This window comes from Halococcus sp. IIIV-5B, assembly GCF_003602035.1.
GTDB classification, from domain to species: Archaea; Halobacteriota; Halobacteria; order Halobacteriales; family Halococcaceae; genus Halococcus; species Halococcus salsus.
On record NZ_QZWE01000011.1, the window covers coordinates 47,154 to 60,423 of the forward strand.

At 66.9% G+C, this 13,270-nt stretch carries 14 protein-coding genes; 8 read left to right on the forward strand and 6 right to left on the reverse strand.

Going from position 1 to position 13,270, the window contains the following annotated elements; all coding sequences use genetic code 11:
- Positions 1 to 356 precede the first annotated feature (356 nt).
- Both D3261_RS09470 and D3261_RS09475 read left to right on the forward strand, forming a co-directional pair.
- Positions 357 to 599, forward strand: coding sequence for a ferredoxin (locus D3261_RS09470; protein ID WP_120071757.1), 243 nt, complete (start codon positions 357 to 359; stop codon positions 597 to 599).
- Positions 600 to 827: 228 nt separating this feature from the next.
- Complete coding sequence (locus D3261_RS09475; protein ID WP_120071759.1) at positions 828 to 1,157, forward strand: nuclear transport factor 2 family protein; 330 nt, start codon at positions 828 to 830, stop codon at positions 1,155 to 1,157.
- 312 nt (positions 1,158 to 1,469) lie between these two features.
- Here D3261_RS09475 and serS read toward each other — a convergent pair whose 3' ends face one another.
- Positions 1,470 to 2,828, reverse strand: coding sequence for a serine--tRNA ligase (serS, locus tag D3261_RS09480; RefSeq protein WP_120071761.1), 1,359 nt, complete (start codon positions 2,826 to 2,828; stop codon positions 1,470 to 1,472).
- Positions 2,829 to 2,908: 80 nt separating this feature from the next.
- Between serS and D3261_RS09485 the strand changes: the two genes are divergently transcribed.
- The 3 genes from D3261_RS09485 (at position 2,909) to D3261_RS09495 (ending at position 7,809) form a co-directional block, all read left to right on the forward strand.
- Positions 2,909 to 3,811, forward strand: coding sequence for an MBL fold metallo-hydrolase (locus tag D3261_RS09485; protein WP_120071763.1), 903 nt, complete (start codon positions 2,909 to 2,911; stop codon positions 3,809 to 3,811).
- Between the two features lie 32 nt (positions 3,812 to 3,843).
- A complete protein-coding gene (locus D3261_RS09490) occupies positions 3,844 to 5,775 on the forward strand; it encodes a long-chain fatty acid--CoA ligase (protein ID WP_120071765.1) in 1,932 nt (643 codons plus the stop codon).
- A gap of 156 nt (positions 5,776 to 5,931) precedes the next feature.
- Positions 5,932 to 7,809, forward strand: a complete 1,878-nt coding sequence (locus tag D3261_RS09495; protein ID WP_120071767.1) for a cation:proton antiporter — start codon at positions 5,932 to 5,934, stop codon at positions 7,807 to 7,809.
- A 24-nt stretch (positions 7,810 to 7,833) separates the two neighbouring features.
- Here the strand turns inward: D3261_RS09495 and D3261_RS09500 are convergent, their stop codons facing one another.
- Entirely contained in the window at positions 7,834 to 8,787 is a 954-nt protein-coding gene (locus D3261_RS09500) for a phosphoadenosine phosphosulfate reductase family protein (protein WP_120071769.1), read from the reverse strand.
- An 88-nt stretch (positions 8,788 to 8,875) separates the two neighbouring features.
- Here D3261_RS09500 and D3261_RS09505 point away from each other — a divergent pair, with 88 nt between their 5' ends.
- A complete protein-coding gene (locus tag D3261_RS09505; protein ID WP_233553955.1) occupies positions 8,876 to 9,088 on the forward strand; it encodes a DUF4177 domain-containing protein in 213 nt (70 codons plus the stop codon).
- Between the two features lie 76 nt (positions 9,089 to 9,164).
- On the opposite strand, the gene D3261_RS09510 is transcribed toward D3261_RS09505, so the two are convergent.
- Positions 9,165 to 10,136, reverse strand: coding sequence for a phosphoadenosine phosphosulfate reductase family protein (locus D3261_RS09510; RefSeq protein ID WP_120071773.1), 972 nt, complete (start codon positions 10,134 to 10,136; stop codon positions 9,165 to 9,167).
- Between the two features lie 124 nt (positions 10,137 to 10,260).
- Here D3261_RS09510 and D3261_RS09515 point away from each other — a divergent pair, with 124 nt between their 5' ends.
- On the forward strand, positions 10,261 to 10,524 hold the full coding sequence (locus D3261_RS09515) for an EamA family transporter (protein WP_158589376.1): 264 nt from the start codon (positions 10,261 to 10,263) through the stop codon (positions 10,522 to 10,524).
- A gap of 44 nt (positions 10,525 to 10,568) precedes the next feature.
- Here D3261_RS09515 and D3261_RS09520 read toward each other — a convergent pair whose 3' ends face one another.
- Positions 10,569 to 10,757 carry a hypothetical protein gene (locus D3261_RS09520; protein WP_120071777.1) on the reverse strand — a complete coding sequence of 63 codons (189 nt, stop codon included), beginning with the start codon at positions 10,755 to 10,757 and terminating at the stop codon, positions 10,569 to 10,571.
- Positions 10,758 to 10,814: 57 nt separating this feature from the next.
- Entirely contained in the window at positions 10,815 to 11,645 is an 831-nt protein-coding gene (locus D3261_RS09525; RefSeq protein ID WP_233553956.1) for an aldo/keto reductase, read from the reverse strand.
- A 553-nt stretch (positions 11,646 to 12,198) separates the two neighbouring features.
- On the opposite strand from D3261_RS09525, the gene D3261_RS09530 reads away from it, so the two are divergent.
- Positions 12,199 to 13,041 (forward strand): translation initiation factor eIF-2B, encoded by an 843-nt coding sequence (locus D3261_RS09530; RefSeq protein ID WP_120071781.1) that lies wholly within the window; start codon positions 12,199 to 12,201, stop codon positions 13,039 to 13,041.
- Here D3261_RS09530 and D3261_RS09535 read toward each other — a convergent pair.
- A complete protein-coding gene (locus tag D3261_RS09535; protein ID WP_120071783.1) occupies positions 13,038 to 13,235 on the reverse strand; it encodes a hypothetical protein in 198 nt (65 codons plus the stop codon). The two genes, D3261_RS09530 and D3261_RS09535, sit on opposite strands and share 4 nt — an antisense overlap.
- Positions 13,236 to 13,270 lie beyond the last annotated feature (35 nt).

The window sequence follows — 13,270 nt, forward strand, 5'->3', positions numbered from 1 at the left end:
AAAGGCGAGTGGAAGACGAGCGACAGCGAAACCGCAACGCGACCGCGCGAATCCCGATGCAAACGAGAGACCGCCCCGCTCCCGCACGGCACCGCCCCCGCCCCGCACCGGCCACGAGCCTCCCCAGCCGACTCGTTCGCTCCCGATGGTCGCTTACTCGTCCATCGTTAGAGCTTCGCTCTGACGGGCCTGCACTCACCACGCTCGCGCAGACCTCACACGGGCGTCGCGGGCCGCCCGCGGGCGGCCCGCAGACCGCGCGCCAACCGCCACGCCGTCTGTCGAGATTCGCGACTCGGCCCCCAGTTTCCGGTCCGGCCCGTCACGCCTATTGCGCCGCCGGCGAAAGCACGGGTATGCGAATCGAGTACGACCGCGACACCTGTATCGGAATGTTCCAGTGCGTCGCGGAGTGGAAGGGGTTCGAGCGCGACGAGGACGCCGGGAAAGCCATCCTGGTCGACGGCGAGGAACGCGAGGACGACACCGTGGTACGGGAGATACCGCCCGAGGCGGAGCTCGACGCGAAGTTCGCGGCGCGGGTCTGCCCCGTCGACGCGATCGCGGTCTACGACGACGGCGAGCAAGTCATCCCGTAACCGGGCACAATCGTTATGTCGATCGCCGGGGATCGAGCGTGTGAGCGATGACCGAGCCACACACGCACCTCGCCGAGTGGGCCGCGCTCGTCGGGGCCGACCTCCCCGAGTGCGTTCGCGACGGCGAGCGCGGAAGCCGCACGCCCGCCGAACGGTGAGCCTCGACCGCCGAGCGGGAATCCTCGGCCGCCGGCAGGTTCTTGTCGGGAACACCCGATAGCGCTGGGCATGGCCGACCAACCCGTCGAAGCCTACTACAGCGCCATCGACGAGGGCCGGTACGACGACCTCCGCGGGCTCCTCGCGCCCGAGTTCGTCCACGACCGCCCCGACCGCACCATCGACGGCCCCGACACCTTCGTCGGGTTCATGCGCGACGACCGCCCGCTGACCGACACCCGCCACACGCTCGAAGCGGTCTGTGCCAACGAGGACGACAGCGAGTTCGCGGTTCGCGGGACGCTGCTCGACGCCGACGGCGACCCGCTCTTCGGGTTCGTCGACGTCCACACCGTCGAAGACGGGACGATCGCCCGCATCGAGACCTACACCAACTGAGTCGCCGTGCCGTGTCGGCTCCGACACCGATCAGCCGCGGTTGGCGCGCGCTCGCGACCGGTCCGAACGACAGTGAGGGCCGGTCGCGGACGTTGCGCGAGGGATGAACGAGACGAGCGAAGTGAATCGGTTGGGGAGGCATGTGGCCCGTGCGGTGACGGTGACGGTGCCGCGTGGTGGCGGGGCGGTCTCTCACTTGCATCGGGACTTGCCGTAGACGAACCAGCTGGGTAGATAGATCAGGGAACAGACTCAGAGGTGGAATCGGAGAGAAGGACAGATCCGAAATCAGGGACTGACCGAAATCGTCGTCTACTCCTTTCGCCCAGCGCCGACCGCGCTCTCGCCGACGGGTTCGTGGCCCTCGATACGCTCCTGGCCACCGAGATACGGTCGGAGCGCCTCGGGTACCTCGACGGTCCCATCGGGATTCTGGTAGTACTCCAGGATCGCGACCATCACGCGGGGCAGCGCGAGTCCCGAGGCGTTGAGGGTGTGGAGGTACTCCGCCGACTCGTGGCGTTCGGGCCGGTAGCGCAGGCCCGCCCGCCGGGCCTGGAACGCCTCGAAGTTCGAGACCGACGAGACTTCGAGCCACCGACCGCCCTCCGCGGGTCCGTCGTCCATGTCGTCGCCGGGGGCCCAGAGTTCGAGGTCGACCTGCTTGGCGGCCTTGAACCCGATGTCGCCGGCACAGATCTCGAGCACCCGGTAGGGGAGGTCGAGCCGTCGGAGGACCTCCTCCGCCTCGTCGAGCAGGCCCTCGAAACGCTCGTAGCTCGACTCCGGCTCGACGAAGTTCACCATCTCGACCTTGTTGAACTGGTGGACCCGGACGATCCCGCGGGTTTCGGTGCCGTGTTCGCCCGCCTCTTGGCGGAAGTTCGGGGTGTACGCCTGGTGTTTCAGTGGTAGATCGTCCCGCAGGAGGATGTCGTCGGCGTACATGTTCGTCACCGGTACTTCGGCAGTCGGACAGAGCCAGAGGTCCTCATCGTCGAGCTTGTAGGCGTCGTCGGCGAACTTCGGGAGCTGGCCCGTCCCGGTCATCGACCGGCTGTTGATCGGAATTGGAGGAAAAATATCGACGTAGTCCTGCTCGCGGTGGACGTCGAGCATGAACTGTATCAGGGCGTGTTCGAGCCGCGCGCCGTCGCCCTTCAGGAAGTAGAAGCCGCCGCCCGAGACCTTCGCGCCGCGCTCGAAGTCGAGGACGTCGAGCTCCTCGCCGAGGTCGTAGTGCGGGGTGATATCCTCGGGAAGCTCTCGGCGTTCCCCGAATCCCTCACGGCGGAGTTCGACGTTGTCCGACTCGTCCTCACCGGCGGGAACGGTGTCGTCGAGGACGTTCGGAATTCGAAGGAGCGCCTCGTCGAGGTCGGCTTCGAGGTCGTCGGCCCGGTCCTCTATCTCGTCGATCTCGGTTTTGAGTTCCGAGGAGCGCTCGATGGCTTCCTCGGCCTCCTCGTCCTCGCCGGCGGCTTTGAGCTCGCCGATACGGCTCGATATCTCGTTGCGCTCGTGGCGGAGTTCGTCGCCGCGGTTCTTGGCCGCGCGCCACTCCTCGTCGAGGGCGAGCACCGCGTCGAGGTCGACGTCGTCGGCCCCGCGGGCGGCGAGCGCCTCGCGGACGGCCTCGGTGTGCTCGCGGAGGAACTGTCTGCTCAGCATTTCCCGACCCTTTCGGGCCGCCCGCCAAAGTCCTACTGTTTGACCGGAGGCTTTTCGTTCCGCTCGTGCGTGGGTCGCCCATGGCAATCGGTGACGTCTTCGCGGTCGATGGCTGTCCCGACCTCCACTACGTCGACACCGGGATGTACGACACCGAGGAGTACGGTGCCGTCTACATCGTCGATGCCGAGCAACCAGCGCTCGTCGATACCGGCATCGGCACTCGCTACGAGAACATCCTCGACGCGCTCGACACGGTCGGGATCGCACGCGAGGAACTGGCGTACGTCCTGCCGACCCACGTCCACCTCGACCACGCCGGCGGCGCGGGATTCCTCGCCGAGGCCTGCCCGAACGCCACAGTGTTGACCCACGAGATCGGGGTGCCCCACCTCGTCGATCCCAGTCGGCTGGTCGCGGGCACGAAGGCCGCCGTCGAGAGCCAGTGGCAGTTCTACGCCGAGCCGAAGCCCGTCCCCGAGGACCGTATCGAAGGGCTCGAAGGCGGCGACGAGGTCGACCTCGGCGACCACACCCTCGACGTCCACCACGCGCCGGGTCACGCGCCACACCAGGTGATGTTCCACGACCACGCGGACGACGTCCTCTTCACTGCCGACGCCGCGGGGATCTGGATCCCCTCGATCGAGCGGCTCCGCCAGACCTCGCCGCCGGCGAACTTCGACCTCGAAGCCAGTCTCGCCGACGTCGAGACCATCCAGGAGATCGACCCCGAGACGCTCTGTTTCGGTCACTTCGGTCCCCGCGAGTACGAGGAACCCCTGATGGACGGCTACGCGCGGATCCTGGAGGAGTGGGTCGCGGCCGTCCGCGAGAGACGCGCCGAGCTCGGCGACGACGAGGCGGTCATCGACTACTTCGTCGCGGAGACGGGGATGGACGAGGTGTGGTCCGCACGGAAGGCCCAGGCCGAGGAACGGCTCAACGTCCGCGGCGTCCTCGCCTTTCTCGACGAACAGTGAGGGCTTTAGTGCGCCGGGCGTGAGGATTCGGTATGGATTGGCAGGAGGCGGAAGCCGATTTCGAGAGCGAGGTGCTCGGTGAGGGTACGCTCTCGGTGATGTTCGAGGAGAGCGCCGCCCGGAACACAGAGCGGGTCGCCCAGCGGTACAAAGGCGGGATCTACGACCGCTCGCTCGCCAGCGAGGTGGTCCCGGCCGCCCCCGACGGCGAGTTCGCCGACCTGACCTACGAGGCGATGCGGGGGATCGTCCGGAACCTCGCGGCGGGCTTTCGGGAACTCGGGGTCGAAGCGGGCGACCGGGTCGGTCTCTTCTCGAACACCCGGATGGAGTGGGCGCAGTCGGACTTCGGCATCCTTGCGGCCGGCGGGGTCGTGACCACGGTGTATACGAGTTCGTCGCCCCGGCAGGTCGAGTACCTGCTCTCGGACCCCGGTGCGACGGGCGTCGTAGTCGAGAACGAGGAGCTCCTCGAACACGTCCTCGAAGTCGAGGCGGCGCTCGACCTCGACTTCGTCGTCTCCATCGACGAGTTCGAGGGCTACGACGACCGCGGCGACGTCCTCACGCTCGCCGAGGTCCACGACCGCGGCGCGGCGGCCTTCGACGCCGACGAATACGAGTCGTGGCTCGCGGCGCGCGACCCGGAGGAACTCGCGAGCCTCGTCTACACGTCGGGCACCACCGGGCGGCCGAAGGGGGTCAAACTCAGCCACCGCAACTTCCGGGCGAACGTCGGCCAGGTCTACCGACGGTTCGGCCCCCGACCCGACAAGGGTGACACGCCGACGATCGGTCCCGGGTCGACCAGCCTCTCCTTCCTCCCGCTCGCGCACGTCTTCGAGCGCCTCGCGGGTCACTTCATGCAGTTCGCCGCCGGCTCCACGGTCGCCTACGCCGAGAGCCCCGACACCCTGCGCGAGGACTTCTCGCTCGTCACCCCCACCTCGGCCACCAGCGTGCCGCGGGTCTACGAGAAGCTCTACGACACCATCCGCGAGCAGGCCTCGGGGTCGGCGGTGAGTTCCCGGATCTTCGAGTGGGCCACCGAGGTCGGACAGGCCTACCACGAGAGCGAGTCGCCCGGCATCGGGCTGCGGGCGAGACACGCGCTCGCGGACCGACTGGTCTTCTCCCAGGTCCGCGAGGGCGTCGGCGGCAACATCGACTTCTTCATCAGCGGCGGCGGGAGCCTCTCGCCCGAACTCGGGCGGCTGTTCGCCGCGATGGGCCTCCCGATCCTGGAGGGCTACGGCCTCACCGAGACCGCCCCCGTGGTCGCGGTCAACCCACCCGAAGCCCCCCGGATCGGCACCATCGGCTATCCCGTCTACGACGAGGAGGTGCGCGTGGACTCGACAGTCGTCCCGAACGACTTCGACGCCGAGGGCGAGGTCGGCGAGCTCCTCGTGAAGGGCCCGAACGTCACCGAGGGCTACTGGGAGCGCCCCGAGGAGGCCGACGACGCGTTCGACGGAGGGTGGTTCCGGACGGGCGACGTCGTCGAGCAGCGCCCCGACGGCTACCTCGCCTTCCGCGAGCGCTCGAAACAGCTCCTCGTGCTCTCCACGGGGAAGAACGTCGCGCCACGGCCGATCGAGGACGCCTTCGCGAGCAACCCGCTGGTCGAGCAGTGTATGGTGGTCGGCGACGGCGAGAAGTTCGTGAGCGCGATCGTGGTGCCGAACGTCGGGCGCGTCCGCGAGTGGGCCACGAAGGCGGGGATCGACCTCCCCGAGGACCCCGAGGAGTTCTGTCACGACGACCGGGTACAGGACCGCATTACCGAGGAGATCGAGATGGTGAACGAACGGTTCGAGCCCTACGAGCAGATAAAGCGGTTCGTGCTCGCCCCGGAGGAGTTCACCGAGGAGAACGACCTCGTGACGCCGACGATGAAGAAGAAACGCCGCAACATCCTCGCCCGGTACGAGGACGACATCGACCGACTCTACGGCCGGTGAGGGGTGTGGTCGCGCGTCCGACCGACGGGGTGGCCTCGCCGGTCGACGGCGAGCCCGTATCACGGTCACGGTGAAAGGGCGGGGGGTCAGTTACGGCTTGCCGATGAAGGTCTTATATACCGCGATGGTTTACGGATGTTCAATGGAGGCTCGTGAGTGGCTACTGGTAGCGCGGGGCTGATCGCACTCATCGCGGGGATCATCGCACTGGGGGTCATCTCCCAGGTCCTCGGCGACCGATTTCAGCTCCCGAGTATCATTTTCCTGTTGAGCGTGGGCCTGGTCCTCGGCCCGTTGTCCGGGTTGGTGCTCTCGCATCGTATCATCACCGCGAGCACCTTCGGCGGTGCGCTCCCGATCGTCGTGGGGCTCGCGGTGGCGATCATCGTCTTCGAGGGGGCCTTCCACCTCCGGGTCGAGGACCTCAGACGGACCTCGACAACGATGGTGCGGCTCACCACGCTCGGCGCGGTGATATCACTGGTCGGGACGGCGGTCGTCGTCCACTACGCGATCCCCGCGCCGTGGGACGTCTCCTTCCTGATCGGCGCGCTCCTCGTGGCGACCGGTCCCACCGTGATCTCGCCGATCCTCGAGGTGGTGCCGGTACGCGACAGCGTCGCGACCACGCTCGAAACCGAGGGTATCGTCAACGACGTCACCGCCGCGATCCTCGCGGTGGTGGTGTTCGAGGTGGTCTTCCAGGCCTCCGAGGGGATCAGCGCGATCCTCGTGGTGTTCGCGCTCAAACTCGGCGTCGGACTCGTCGTCGGGGCCGTCGTCGCCGGGCTGCTCTGGGCGTTCCTCAAGTACGTCCACCTCTCGCCGGGCAACGCCCCCCGGAACGCCCGGTTGCTCGTGCTCGCCGGTGCGCTCGTGGCCTACGGCGTGGCGAACGTCGTGACCTCGGAAGCCGGGATCGCCGCCGCCGCGACCGCCGGGATCATCGTCGGCAACCTCGACGTCCCCTACGAGTCGGAGATCACCGATTTCAAGGGCGACATCACGCTGATCGTGCTCTCGTTCGTGTTCATCGCGCTCGCCGCGCTCCTCGACTTCGAGGCGCTCCCGCTCGGCCTCGGTGGCCTCGCGGTGGTGCTCGTCGTGATAGTCGTGCTCCGCCCGTTGCTCGTCTTCATCTCGACGGTCGGCGGTCGGTTCACCCGCGAGGAGAAGCTGTTCATGAGCGGGGTCGGGCCGCGGGGGATCATCCCGGCCTCGGTCGCGACGCTGTTCGCGGTCGAACTCCAGTCGATGGGGCTCGATACGGCGGCACAGACCCTCGTCGGCACCGTCTTCCTCGTGATCTTCGCCACCGTCGTGATCGAGGGCGGGTTAGCCAGATACTTCGCGGAGTACCTCGACGTGATCCCCATGCGCGCGCTCATCGTCGGCAGCGGCAAGGTCGGTCGCGACCTCGCGGCACGCCTCGAAGCCCGTGGCGAGAACGTCGTGATCATCGAAAGCGACGAATCGATCGCCGAGACCGCCCGCAACGACGGCTACGCCGTCCGGATCGGCGACGCCACCGACAGCGACGTGCTCCGGACCGCCGGGGCCGAGAACGCCTCGACGGTGGTCGCCACGACCGGCGACGACGACGTCAACCTCCTCGTGGCCCAGCTCGCCGCCACCACGTTCGACACCGAACAGGTGATCTCGCGGGTGAACCAACCCGAGAACGAGGACGCGTTCACGGAGCTCGACGTCGAGACCATCTCCTCGACCAACGCCACCTCGTGGGCGATCGACAACCGGATCGAACGTCCCGCGCTCTGGAACTGGATGACCGAGCTCGGCCGGTCGGGCGACGTCCAGGAGTTCGAGGTCACCGCCGAGGACGTCGCGGGCAAGACCATCTCCGAACTCGGCTCGGCGATCCCCGACGGCTGTCTGATCGCCCTCGTCGGTCGGGACGGCGAGAACAAGGTCCCCGACGGCGACTTCGAGCTCCAACACGGCGACCGCATCACGCTCGTCGGCCAGAACCAAGCCGTCAAGGACGCGCTCTCGCGGTTCCACCCCGCCGACTGAGCGCTCCTCCCGTCTTCGGCGGGACTACATGTAGCCGAGATCGCGCAGACGCTCCATCAGCCCCTCCTTGTCCTGGGCGCGGCCCTCGCGTTCGGTGCTTCCCTCCAAGTCTTGGAGCCACGCGGGGCGTTCGCTGGACTTCCCCGACCCGGACTCGGTCCCGAGCGAACGGAAACCCTCGAAGTACTTCGGGCTGACAGGGATGTCCTCGGCGGTGAGACCGTCGGGGAGGTCGTCGGTGCTCTCGGGGACGTGACCGGCCGGGTAGCCCTCGACGGTGTCCGGGACGATGGCGTTCCAGAAGGCGTCCCAGACGTCGCGCTCTTCGAACTGGAGAATGGGATGCACTCGGTCGTGGGGCGGGTACTTCGCCGACTCGTGGCGCGGGCTGAAGAAGGTCTCGCCGGCGCGGGCCTCCTGTTCGTCCCAGCGCACGCCCGAGAAGATCCCGTCGAAGCCGGTCGTCTCGAGGACCTCGTTCAGCGCCACCGTCTTCAGGAGGTGGTTGCCCTCGAACGAGTCCGCATTCAGGGTGAGGGTGTCGCCTTCGTAGTCGATACGGTCGAGCTCACGCCGGTTCGTCTCGCCGAGCTCCGAGAGCGCGATTTCGTCGCCCGGTTCGGCACCGAGGCCGGCGATACCCTCGTTGCGCGCGAATCGGAGGTCGAGGTCCCACTGCTCGGCCCAGCGCTCGGCGAACGCCATCACCTCGGGGAAGTGTTCGAAGTGGTCGATGAACACCACCGGTGGGACGTCGATCCCCCGGTCGCGCGCGACCTCGCGAACGACGTAGAGCACGAGCGTCGAGTCCTTCCCGCCGGTCCACATCACCGCGGGGTTCTCGTACTGGTCGAGCGCGGTCGCGGTCACGCTCGCGGCCTTTTCGAGTTTGTCCGAGAGGGTCGGGTACGCGCCCGCGTCGTGGTCGTCGCCGTCGGTGTAGTCCACGTCGAGGTACTCGGGGAACTGGTCGGTCATCGACGGCTCAAACGGGCACCGGGGTAATGTAGGTTTTCGCCGACGGCGAGCGGAAGGGCTTTTTCTTCAGGTGGCCTCTGGGTGTATCGTGAGTACCACGACGAGCGAACGGCGTGTGGGCGGCGAAGCGGGCTACGAGTACAAGGTCGTCAAAGCACCGACCAACTTCTGGTGGTTTCGCATCAAGCGCGACGAGACCGAACGGCTGTTGAACGACCTCGCGGCGGACGGGTGGGAACTCGACGAGGCCGTCGTCAACTGGTGGGGCGGTGCCGAACTGTTTCTGCGCCGGTCGCGCTGAGGACGGTCCGTCGTTCCCTCGTTCAACTCCGTTGTTCAGCGGTTCGCCGTGACCGAAGCGGGATAGTTCCCGAACTTCACATGTAACCGAGGTCGCGCAGGCGCTCCATCAGGTCCTCCTTGTCCTGGGCGCGGCCGGCGCGTTCGGTCGTGTTGTCGAGGTCCTGGAGCCACGCGGGCGTGGACTCGGTCTTGTCGGTCGAGACCTCGCTGCCGAGCGAGCGGAAGCCCTCGAAGTACTTCGGGCTGACAGGAATATCCTCGTGGGTCAGACCGTTCGGCAGGTCGTCGTAGTCCTGGGGCACGTAGCCCTCGTCGGGGTACTCCTCGACGGTCTCGGGCACGACGAAGTGCCAGAAGGTCTCCCAGACGTCGGCCTCGTCGAACTGCAGGATCGGCTGGATGCGGTCGTGGGGCGGGTAGATCTCGGGGTCGTGGCGCGGGCTGAAGAAGGTCTCGTCGGCGCGGGCCTCCTGTTCGTCCCAGCGAATGCCCGAGAGGATGCCGTCGATGTCGTACTCCTCGAGGGCGTCGTTGAGCGCCACGGTCTTGAGGAGGTGGTTGCCCACGTAGGTGTCGAGCAGGAACGGGAAGGTGTCCTCCTCGTACTCGAGGATGTTCCGGATGTGGTGCTGGTTGTGTTCGGAGAGCTCCGAGACCGGGATGTCGTCACCCGGTTCGATGTCGTTCTCCTCGACGTAGCGACCCGCGTCGTCGTTGCGGGCGTAGACGACTTCGAGGTCCCACTCGTCGGCCCAGTGCTCGACGAAGTCGAACAGCTCGTCGAAGTGCTGGTAGTGGTCGATAAAGATGACGGGCGGCACCTCCAGATCGAAGCGGTCGGCGACCTCCTTCACGAAGTAGAGGGTGAGCGTCGAGTCCTTCCCGCCGGTCCACATCACCGAGGGGTTCTCGTACTGTTCGAGACCGCGTCGGGTGACCTCGATCGCCTTCTCGATCTTGTCCTCGATCGTCGGATAGTCCTCGGGGTTCTCGCCTTCGCCGTCGGTGTAATCCACGTCGAGGTAGTCGGGGAACTCGGTTGCCATAGCGTAATGAGATATAATTACGTCCATGAAAGGCGTTGCGGCTTCGCTTTCGAGTGTGGCATGATACCGTACACGATGGGTCGGTGGACTATCGATCCCGACGGGCGTCGTTCAGTGGGCACTCGTGCTCGTGCTCGGGGTCGGGGTCGGGGTCGGGCTTCTCGGAACTGCCGTCCCGATCGTGCTCTTCGTCCGGGGCCTCGACCGGATCGAGGCGAGTCACGCGAGCGTCATCGGGACGGCCGAACCGCTGGTGACGGTGGTGCTCGGCGTGGTACTGCTCGGTGAGACGGCCACACCCGTGCTCGTCGTTGGCGGTGGGCTCGTCCTCTGTGGCGTCCTTCTCATCCAGCGAACCAGTCGGCCGACCGGAATGGTCGCCCACTGAGCAGGTCGAGCAAGATCGGGCCGCTCGGTCGTTGGGTTGGCCTCTCAGCGCCGTGTGGCGCGGTACTCGCCGTGCTGGACGCCGACGAACAGGGTGACGAGGCCGAACACCAGCAGGCCGCCGAGCACCATCCCGACCGTCGAGGTCGTCATCGGGCTCATGAACGTGCCGATGGCGATGATCGCGAACAACACCACGAAGATCCCGGCCGTCTTCGGGAGGTCGAACTCCATGTCGGGTCTACGGGCGCAGCGAGAATACGTTTTCGTTACTCGGCAACCGGCGGAGCCCTACCAGGGGGAGTCGTCGGGGTCGACCTGGCGCTCGACGGTGTCGATCCCGTCGATGGTCTCGACGTCCTCGTCGTCGAGGTCGAGCGTGAGCGACTCCCAGTTGTCGCGGATGTGCTCCTCGCTCGTGGCCTTCGGGATCACGGTGACACCCTTCTCGCGGAGCCACGCGAGGCTGACCTGAGCCTCGCTCGCGTCGTGTTTCTCGGCGACTTCGGTGAGTTCGTCGACGTCGAAGACCTTCCCACGCGCGAGCGGGGAGTAGGCGACGAGTTCGATGTCGTGTTCGGCGCAGTACTCGCGGAGCTCTTCCTGGGGGAGGAGGGGGTTCATCTCGACCTGGTTCGCGAAGATCGGTTCGTCGAGGACCTCCTGGGCCTCGTCGAGGTGTTCGGGCTCGAAGTTCGAGACGCCGATGTGGTCGATGAGCCCCTCGTCGACGAGCTCCTCGAAGGCGGTCAGGGTCTCCTCGGGGTCGTAGGTGTTCTGTGGCCAGTGGATGTAGAGCAGGTCGACCGCGTCGACGCCGAGCTTGTCGAGGCTCTCGTGGGTCGAGTCGATCACGTCGTCGTGGGCGAGGTTCTTCGTCCAGACCTTCGTGGCGAGGAACATCTCCTCGCGGTCGGTCTCGGCCTGTGCGATGCCGTCGCCGACGCTGTCCTCGTTCTCGTAGGCCTGGGCGGTGTCGATGTGTCGATAGCCCATGTCGAGGGCGGTCCGAACGCTCTCGGCACACGCCTCGGGGTCCTCGTTCTCCCAGGTGCCGAGGCCGAAGGTCGGCATGCCGCTGGCTCGCTCGACGCTCTCCGGTGTGAGGCTCTCTTGAGACATACACGCAGGACAACGGTCGACAGTTGAAAAGCGGTTGTGGAACCGGCGAATGGAACTGGTTGGTGTGCGTGTCATCACCTCTCTCGCACGATCTCGCGGTCACGAGGGGGCCCCACGAACCGACGGTGACGGAGGTGGCGGGCGCGGTGCGGCCGCCGTGCGGTGGCGGTGCGGGTGCGGTGCGGTTGCGGTACCTGATGTCTCGGCGAGCTGTGCTCTCCTGGTGGATGAAGGGCGAGGCCCGAACGGAGCGAGGTTCGACCGAAGGGAGAACCTCGGATGCGAACGGGGAATGCAATGGCCCGTGAGCGGAGTGAGCGGCCGAGGGCTTCGGCGGTGGCGGTGCTGTGCGGTTGCGGCGGCGGTCGCGGAGGTGAGTAGCGATTGCACCGCGAGCGACCAGCGAGAGCGAGCGGGCGCGAGGGTGACTGCAAGGAACCCGACGCGCTTTTGATCCACATTTTGCCAGGGAGTGAGCGAGCAACGCGAGCGAACGACCGCAGCAAAAGGTGGAGCCGGAGAAGTAAAACCGTGTGGCTGTGAGTGGCCTGCTATGATAGACGAGACGGTCGAGGAGATCCGCGAGATGCAGAGCCACAGCTCCTCGGTGGTCGCCGTGAAGGCGGCCCGCGCGCTCGCCTCGCTCACCGGGCGCGAGTTCCGGAGCGTCGAGGACTTCGTGCGGGACGTCGAGCGCAACGCCAGCGCGCTCCGGCAGGCCAATCCCTCGCACGCCTCGCTCCAGAACACCCAGCGCGAGATCGTCGCCGCGCTCGACGACGACTTCGACGACATCGACGCGGCGAAGGCACGGGTCCAGGTCGCGGTCCGGCGGGTGATCGAACGCGTCGAGATGGCGAAACGCCGGGCCGCGGAGTACGGCGCGATGGCGATCGAGGACGGCATGACGATCCTCACGCACGACTACTCCTCCACGGTACTGGAAGCGATCGAACTCGCGTGTCGCGACGGGGCCGAACTCACGGTCTACGTCACCGAGGCGCGGCCCCGCTACCTCGGTCGAAAGAGCGCGCGAACCCTCGCGGCGGTCGACCGGGTCGAACCCCACCTGATCGTCGACGGCGCGTCGGGCCACTACCTCCCCGACTGTGACCGGGTGCTCGTCGGGATGGACTGCATCGTCGACGACACGCTCTACAATCGGGTGGGGACCTTCCCGCTCGCCGCCACCGCCGCCGAGTGCGACGTGCCGGTGACGGTGGTCGGTTCGGGGGCGAAAGTCATCGACGAGGGCTTCGTCTTCGAGAACGAGTTCCGGGCGAGCAGCGAGGTGATGCGCGAACCCGCGGAGGGCTTCTGGATCGACAACCCGGCCTACGACGCGACGCCCGTTCGGCTGATCGATTCGGTGATCACCGACGAGGGAATGGGTTAGGCTTCGAGGAGCCGTTCGGGGCGGGTCGTGACCGCGGTCGAACAGACCGGACAGGTGTAGACAAGGGAGTCGGCGTCGTGGTCGACGTTCCAATCGCCGTCGATCGGGCTCTCGTGACCGCACTCGGGACAGTAGAGCACGGCCTTGTCCCCCATGCTGCCGTCCGCGTGGCGGTGGGTGGTGGTGGGCGTCATTGGATCCAGATAGGGAGGCGAGCGGTATAGGTCTG